Genomic DNA, 6,416 nt, shown 5'->3' with positions numbered 1-6,416 from the left:
TCAGCTCAGCATTACTGACTAAATCTTTATAACTTGGTCACTCATACTGATTATTTCGTTTTAACGAACATCATCATAAGTGCCCACACAGATAATTGATTGCGAATTGTTAAAGAGCGTGCTTTGAACTTCAAAGCGGGAGGCGAATTTTACACCTACCAGATTTTAAGTCAAGCGTGAAGATAATTCTTTTTTAAAACTTATCATCACACCAGACTCTTGTTACTTCACTTCGCTTTTCGAGGCTTTCATCAGCACCCTGAAGCGAGGCGGCCATTTTAGTGATTTAAACTCTGCTGTCAAGCGTCTTTTTTAAAGATTTTTGCAACTTCGCTTTATCACCTCAGGTTTCGCTGAACTCTCGTTCGCCGCATCCCCCGTGGCATGGCGCGCATTATAGGACCTTTTAAATATCCTGCAAGCGCTTTTTATTAAGGTTTTAACTGACTGCTGAAAATCCCAGCAAAACGTTTATTATTAGCGCGATTTTATCGCAACAATCGCTTTTAAACGCTTTTTACCAAAGCCAAAGGCCTTTTGAAAAACCAAATGACTGATGGGGATGTATTGGCGCTCACTATTTGAGAGCCAAGGAATGTCTGCTACATCAGGATCATTAATATAGACGAAGAATTCATCTATGGCACATACCACTACCCAATGCGGTGCCTTGGAGCGATCAAATTGCCAGGTACTGATCAGTACTAACAAGATATAACCCTGATCGAGTAACTGTTGGATCAAAACTAAGTTAGGCTCAACTATAGCTAACGGAATATTCGCAGTAAGCACTTTACTGTGGTCGGCATGATAGACACGTTGCATAACCGCTTTCTTATCTGCGGTACGCACCGTATCTAAAAACAACGGCCCTGCTTGATTGACATATATTTTACTGGCGAATCCTCTGCGCTCAGCCGCTAACGCCAAACCATAAGGACCACAACCACCGTGACCTGATGTCATAAATACCGTAGTGGCTTCTCGCCAAATATCAATTTCTAAATGCTCTGGCGTATATTGCTCTGGCATAAAGTAATTAAAAGCCATTAATAGGCAAGCAGGACCACAGGTAAAAGGTGTCGATTGCGGTATATAAGGTACTAAACGCTGATGTGCAATGGCGGGGAAATGGTGGATTTGTTTCTGCATGCATAACGCATCAGTATGATCTTCATAGAAATCAAGTTTGACGCCAAAAGGATGGTAGCCCAGTTTTTGATATAAACGAACAGCCGCCGCATTATCCGGTCGAACTTCTAATCGCATAAAAGCGCAATGCCGCTCTAACGCTCTTTCTTCCGCATCTTTTAATAGTTGCGCAGCAATACCTGTTCCTCGAGCACTGGGTAATAAGGCAATTGAGTAAAGTCGAGCCAAACTTGTGCCTCGCCGATAAAGCAGTAAGTAATAACCGACAATCTCGTTTTTATAACGCGCTATATATAAGTCACTGCGCTTTTCACTGATAAAACGCCGAAAACTGCGCACACTTAGCTTATCAGTGGTAAAACAAGCTTGCTCGATCTCAACCAAGGTCGCAATATCGGTGACTTCTGCTGCACAAATAGCAAATAAAGAAGGTTGAACTTGAGCATCTGACAATACGGACTCCTGCTGAGGCACGTTAATTCTAATTTTATTAACTAGTATAGTAGCAATATGCCAGATCCTTTCCGATACTTGTGAAAGAACCTAAAATTCAAACAAACTGATGGTGTTATGGCAAAACTGATTATCGTTGTCGACAAACTGCAAGATTGGGCGCCCTTTTATCAATATGATGGCGTAATGAGTTTACCCGACTATTTAAAATGGCGACCAAAGCAAGCACAGCGAGTTAGAGTGATTAACCTATGTCGCCAAGCGCATTATCTCGGTACCGGTTATTACTGCTCGCTCTTAGCAGAAGCCAATAATCACCACGTGATGCCTTCATTAAGAGCTTTTAATAAATTTAATCGACATGAGATTTCAGAGCTTATTGAAGAACTGCCTGGCCAACTGCGCAGTCAACTGGCTAAAGCACTGACGGAGTCGACAGAAGAGCAGCTCACTTTTAATATCTATTTTGGTGAAACAGAACTTAAAGCTTTACGCAAATTTGCCAGCTATCTATTTGAAGCTTTGCCCGTTCCGGTACTTAGGGTTGAGCTACAAAAAAAAGTACAGTGGCAAATTAAGTCAATCAAGATAGGGGCGGTACATAAACTAACGGAAACAGAACAAAGCTTTTTTGCCGAAGTGTTAGAACGCTACAGCCATAAAATATGGCGTTTAGAGCCTAAGAATCTTAAATTCAAATATGATTTGGCTGTGTTAACTAACCCCACTGAGAAATTCCCACCCTGCACACCTAAGTCTTTAGAGTTATTTGCTAAAGCGGCAAAACGCGCGGCAATGGATATCGAACATATTACTGCGAAAGATATGCATCGATTAGCCGAATTCGATGGTTTATTTATACGCGAAACGACTGCCGTTAATCATCATACCTTTCATATGGCGGTTAAAGCAGAGCGTGAAGGGTTAGCGGTGATTGATGATCCTAACTCGATATTACGCTGTGGTAATAAAGTTTATCTGCAAACTTTATTTCAACAACACAATGTGCCCAGCCCAGATGGCTTAATGTTATTTAAACATGACCACGATAACCTAGAAAAAGCAGCCGATGCCTTTGGTTTACCCTTGGTACTGAAGATCCCTGATGGCAGCTTTTCTCGGGGGGTTGTTAAAGTGTCTACGTTGACTGAATTTAAAGCTCAACTGGCCGCGCTGTTTGAGCAAAGTGCGATTATCTTGGCGCAGCGTTATACTTTTACCGATTTTGATTGGCGTATTGGGGTTTTAAATGGTCAACCGTTGTTTGCCTGTAAATACTTTATGGCAAGGAACCACTGGCAAATCTACAAACATGGTAAGACTAAAACACAAAGTGGTGGCTTTAGTACTTGTGCTATTGCCGACGTGCCGCAGCATGTGCTTGCTGCCGCACTCGCTGCCTGTAAACCTATTGGTGATAGTTTGTATGGTGTTGATTTAAAACAAGCGGGTGAACAAGTGTTTGTAATTGAGGTGAACGATAACCCGAACATTGATGATGGTGTCGAGGATCTTTATCTGGGAAATAAGTTATACGATATGCTAGTAGAAGATTTTATTCGACGGATTGAATTAACCCGCTAGCCCGTTGAGCAAAGCCTTTTACCAAAAAGTCGAACACTAAAAAGCAAAAAACCGGCGAAAGCCGGTTAATTGGTGCAGATGGAGAGACTCGAACTCTCACGCCTTGTGGGCACAAACACCTGAAGCTTGCGTGTCTACCAATTCCACCACATCTGCGTTATGTTTTGTGCACAGCACCTAACATGGCGTGCAGTATAGCGATTCAAATAAACTAGTCAACTACTCGATTCAACTATTCTGCACGTTTTTTCATGTTCGGTTATTTGCTGAGCAAAGCCTTTATTACTTCGCTTTTTTCAGCAAACCAATCTCTTCCAGCCGCTGCATCAAATAATCATTTGAGTTAATCGGCTCTGGATATAAGTTTGGTCGTTTTTCACTAATACAGCTGTCTAACGTTTCAATAACAAAGTCAGGATTAGGATGCATAAAAAACGGAATAGAATAACGTGGCTCGCTCGCAGCCATTCCCGCTGGATTAACCACTCGATGTGTTGTCGACGGTAACACATGGTTGGTTAAGCGCTGTAACATATCACCGATATTCACCACTATAGTACCTTCAATGGTGGTAACCGGTAACCAGCTACCATCACGGCGTAAAATCTCTAAACCGGCTTCGTTTGAACCAACGAGCAAAGTGATTAAATTAATATCTTCATGCTGGCCTGCACGGATCGATTGGGTTGCCGTATCTTTAATCGGTGGATAGTGGATAGCTCGTAGAATGGAGTTACCATAATTCACTTTATCTGCAAAATAGTGCTGATCTTGCTGTAGATACAAGGCTAACGCCTCTAATACGCGATTACCCAGTTTTTCTAACTCAGTAAATAAGGTTGAAGAGGCTTCTTTAAAGCCAGGTACTTCAGCCGGCCACATATTTGGATATAAACTGGGATGCGGTGCTGCACCATCCAGTTCACGACCAACATGCCAAAACTCTTTCAAATCGGGATGATTGGAATCTTTTGCTTTCTCAACACCCACTGCGGTATAACCCCGAGCACCACCTTGTTCAGGTTTGGCATACGAAGCTTTCAGCTCTGTAGGTAAGGCAAAAAATTGCTTGATGACCTTATAGGTATTCTCTACCACTTCATCTGGAATACCGTGGCCACTGATGCCACAAAATCCAAATTCAGTGTAGGCTTTGCCAATTTCGGCAACAAAGTTTTCTTTGTCGGTGGCAAACCGTCTTATATCTAACGTTGGAACATGCTGTGTCATATAAAAGACCTGTTTTTTTAGCCTAAGTAAAAAAAGAACCCTGCAATAGCAGCGCTCATTAAGTTCGCTAATGTTGCCGCAAGCAAAGCTTTTAAGCCTAGCTCAGCAATATCAGCTCGACGAGATGGAGCCATACCGCCCAAACCGCCTAATAAAATGGCAATAGAAGAAAAGTTAGCAAAACCACATAACGCTATCGTTACAATAACTTGCGTATGCGCGCTTAGCTGTTCCTTCACTTGCACAAAGTCGAGGTATGCGACAAATTCATTAATAACCAACTTCTGGCCAATAAAACTACCAGCAGCACGGGCTTCATCCCAAGACACACCCAGAATAAAAGCTAAAGGTTGAAACACATAACCAAAGATTAATTGTAAGGTTAGGCCTTCAACGCCGATCCAATTGCCGATACCGCCAACAATGCCGTTTACTAATGCAATTAACCCAACAAAAGCCAACAACATCGCGCCGACATTCAAAGCCAACTGCATACCGCTTGACGCGCCGGATGCCGCGGCATCAATTAAATTAGTATGCGGCTTTTCGCCACCAATTTCTGTCAATTCGTTTTTTGGCTCTTCAGTTTCCGGCAAAATAATTTTTGCCATTAAAAAGCCCCCAGGTGCGGCCATAAAACTAGCTGCAATTAAGTATTTTAATTCAATACCTAAACCTGCATAACCTGCTAATACTGAACCAGCAACGGAAGCTAAGCCCCCTACCATTACGGCGAATAATTCTGAACGGGTCATCGTCGGAATAAAAGGACACACAATTAATGGTGCTTCGGTTTGACCAACAAAGATGTTCGCTGCGGCTGACATCGATTCCGGCCGACTAGTGCCCAGCAGTTTTTGTAGACCACCACCGATCAAGCGGATCACCCACGTCATAACACCTATGTGATACAGCACCGCGATTAACGATGAGAAAAAGATGATGATGGTGAGCACATGGATCGCGAAGATAAAGCCTTGCGAGAAATTACCCAAGTCGCCAAACAAAAATAGAATGCCGGCATTGGCATAACCAATCACGTTAGCGACCACCTGCGAGACATTGTATAAAACATCTTGTCCAAAAGGCACATACAACACAAAAGCGCCAATAGCTATTTGAATGGCAAAAGCCCCACCTACGGTTCGCCAGTTGATTCTGCTACGATGTGCCGATGCCACATACGCAACCAGTAACAGGGCAACAATGCCCACTAATCCCATCATACGTAATTTCCCTGATTGTTATTCTGCCAGTAACTGGCGAATTTTTGCTTTTATAATATCAATCGCTATCTGATTTTTACCACCACGGGTAACCACCAAGTCGGCATACTGTTTTGAAGGTGCAATAAACTCAAAAAAGGCGGGGCGAACGGTGCTTTCATACTGTTCAGTAACAGAGGCTAGGCTGCGGCCACGATCTTCTAGATCCCTTTTAATTCGACGTAATAAACAGATATCAAGCGGAGTATCCATAAACACCGTGATATCAAACTCATCGCGCAAGCGCTCGTCAGTTAATAATAAAATACCTTCCACCAAAATTACTTTAGCAGCCTGCACTTTAATTGTTTCGTCTAAACGCGTATGAAGCTTGTAACTGTATTGCGGCATGGCGATATTTTGACCGGCCCGCAATAATTTTAAATGTTCTACTAACAGCGAATGTTCAAACGCAGAGGGATGATCATAATTCGTCAGTATACGTTGATCAAAAGACAAATGACTTTGATCACGGTAATAGGCATCTTCAGACAGAATAGCAATACGCTCACCACCTAGTTCAGCTACTAGTTCTTGGTAAACAGTTGATGCAAATAAGCTTTTACCGGAAGCCGAAGCGCCCGCTATGGCGATAATGGTATTCTTACCCACAAGATCACTTACTTTAAAGAAAACAGTTGGCGATTATCGCTAATTACGCTGCAGATATAAATAAAAAACTTCTAAAAAAAATGCCAGTCAATTGACTGGCATTTTTAGCATGCAATTAAG

Annotated in this window: 5 protein-coding genes and 1 tRNA gene; 1 reads left to right on the top strand and 5 read right to left on the bottom strand. The window is 42.4% G+C overall.

Features of this window, described 5'->3' with window-relative positions:
• Nucleotides 1-477: 477 nt before the first annotated feature.
• Nucleotides 478-1,605, bottom strand: coding sequence for a GNAT family N-acetyltransferase/peptidase C39 family protein (locus tag LMJ53_RS12505; RefSeq protein ID WP_229586468.1), 1,128 nt, complete (start codon nucleotides 1,603-1,605; stop codon nucleotides 478-480).
• 117 nt (nucleotides 1,606-1,722) lie between these two features.
• Between LMJ53_RS12505 and LMJ53_RS12500 the strand changes: the two genes are divergently transcribed.
• Nucleotides 1,723-3,189 carry a RimK family protein gene (locus tag LMJ53_RS12500; RefSeq protein ID WP_229586466.1) on the top strand — a complete coding sequence of 489 codons (1,467 nt, stop codon included), beginning with the start codon at nucleotides 1,723-1,725 and terminating at the stop codon, nucleotides 3,187-3,189.
• Nucleotides 3,190-3,259: 70 nt separating this feature from the next.
• Here LMJ53_RS12500 and LMJ53_RS12495 read toward each other — a convergent pair.
• The 4 genes from LMJ53_RS12495 to udk form a co-directional block, all read right to left on the bottom strand.
• Nucleotides 3,260-3,345: transfer RNA gene (locus LMJ53_RS12495), tRNA-Leu, on the bottom strand.
• A 126-nt stretch (nucleotides 3,346-3,471) separates the two neighbouring features.
• Complete coding sequence (locus tag LMJ53_RS12490; RefSeq protein ID WP_229586464.1) at nucleotides 3,472-4,419, bottom strand: isopenicillin N synthase family dioxygenase; 948 nt, start codon at nucleotides 4,417-4,419, stop codon at nucleotides 3,472-3,474.
• A 17-nt stretch (nucleotides 4,420-4,436) separates the two neighbouring features.
• Nucleotides 4,437-5,645 carry a NupC/NupG family nucleoside CNT transporter gene (locus LMJ53_RS12485; RefSeq protein WP_229586462.1) on the bottom strand — a complete coding sequence of 403 codons (1,209 nt, stop codon included), beginning with the start codon at nucleotides 5,643-5,645 and terminating at the stop codon, nucleotides 4,437-4,439.
• 18 nt (nucleotides 5,646-5,663) lie between these two features.
• Complete coding sequence (gene udk / locus LMJ53_RS12480) at nucleotides 5,664-6,296, bottom strand: uridine kinase (protein ID WP_226752304.1); 633 nt, start codon at nucleotides 6,294-6,296, stop codon at nucleotides 5,664-5,666.
• Nucleotides 6,297-6,416 lie beyond the last annotated feature (120 nt).

The organism is Rheinheimera sp. UJ51, from assembly GCF_020819615.1.
GTDB lineage: Bacteria > Pseudomonadota > Gammaproteobacteria > Enterobacterales > Alteromonadaceae > Alishewanella > Alishewanella maricola.
Note: the sequence above shows the minus strand (reverse complement) of the source record. Positions and strands in the feature narration are given on the sequence as shown.

Excerpts from the sequence above, each read along its gene's own strand:
- LMJ53_RS12485 (WP_229586462.1), bottom strand. The coding sequence starts at position 5,645 with ATGATGGGATTAGTGGGCATTGTTGCCCTGTTACTGGTTGCGTATGTG.
- LMJ53_RS12490 (WP_229586464.1), bottom strand. The coding sequence starts at position 4,419 with ATGACACAGCATGTTCCAACGTTAGATATAAGACGGTTTGCCACCGAC.
- LMJ53_RS12500 (WP_229586466.1), top strand. The coding sequence starts at position 1,723 with ATGGCAAAACTGATTATCGTTGTCGACAAACTGCAAGATTGGGCGCCC.